This window comes from Niveispirillum fermenti, from assembly GCF_048066175.1.
Lineage (GTDB): Bacteria > Pseudomonadota > Alphaproteobacteria > Azospirillales > Azospirillaceae > Niveispirillum > Niveispirillum fermenti.
Genome location: NZ_JBLTXA010000105.1, coordinates 1 through 970 on the forward strand (window position 1 = coordinate 1; position 970 = coordinate 970).

The window sequence follows — 970 nt, forward strand, 5'->3', positions numbered from 1 at the left end:
TGATCGCCGATCCGGGTTTCGGGAAGGTCTTCTCCGACCATATGGTCACGATCGAATGGTCTGCGGAGAAGGGCTGGCACGATGGCCAGTTGCGGGCGCGGGGTCCGTTCACGCTGGACCCTGCGGCGTCCGTCCTGCATTACGCGCAGGAGATATTCGAGGGGATGAAGGCGTATCGGACAGCGGATGGGGAGGTGGTGCTTTTCCGCCCGCTGGAGAATGCGCGGCGTTTTCAACGCTCTGCGGCGCGCATGGCGATGCCGGACCTGCCCGAGCAGCTTTTCCTGGAGGCGGTGGAAACGCTGGTGCGGACCGATGCCGACTGGATCCCGAAGGAGGAGGGGGGCAGCCTCTATCTGCGGCCCTTCATGTTCGCCAATGAGAGCTTTCTGGGTGTGCGCCCGGCGGCCAGCTACATTTTCTGCGTCGTGGCCTGCCCGGTCGGCGCCTATTTCAAGGGCGGGGCCAAGCCGGTGTCGGTCTGGGCCTCGACGGACTATACCCGCGCGGCGGCCGGGGGCACGGGGGCTGCCAAGTGCGGTGGCAATTACGCGGCCAGCCTGATCGCCCAGGCCGAGGCCATCCGCCAGGGCTGCGACCAGGTGGTGTTCCTGGACGCGGCGGAGAAGAAGTGGGTGGAGGAACTGGGCGGCATGAACGTGTTCTTCGTCTTCGACGATGGCACGCTGCTGACCCCGCCGCTCACCGGGACCATCCTGCCCGGCATCACCCGCGACAGCATTATCAGGCTGGCCCGTGGTCAGGGGATGAGCGTGCAGGAAAGCCTCTATTCCTTCGACCAGTGGCGCCAGGACGCGGCCAGCGGCCGCCTGCGCGAGGTCTTTGCCTGCGGCACCGCCGCTGTCGTCTCCGCCATCGGCACCGTCCGCTACAAGGATGGCAGCTTCACCATCGGCGGCGGCACCGACGGCGAGGTCACAAGAAGCCTCAGGACGCGGCTCACCGCCAT

Annotated in this window: 1 protein-coding gene; it reads left to right on the forward strand. The window is 66.7% G+C overall.

Annotated features, from left to right (window positions below; genetic code table 11):
- Window positions 1–970: branched-chain amino acid aminotransferase (locus tag ACM9LZ_RS25875; protein ID WP_416622377.1), on the forward strand; the 970-nt coding region annotated here is incomplete at both ends.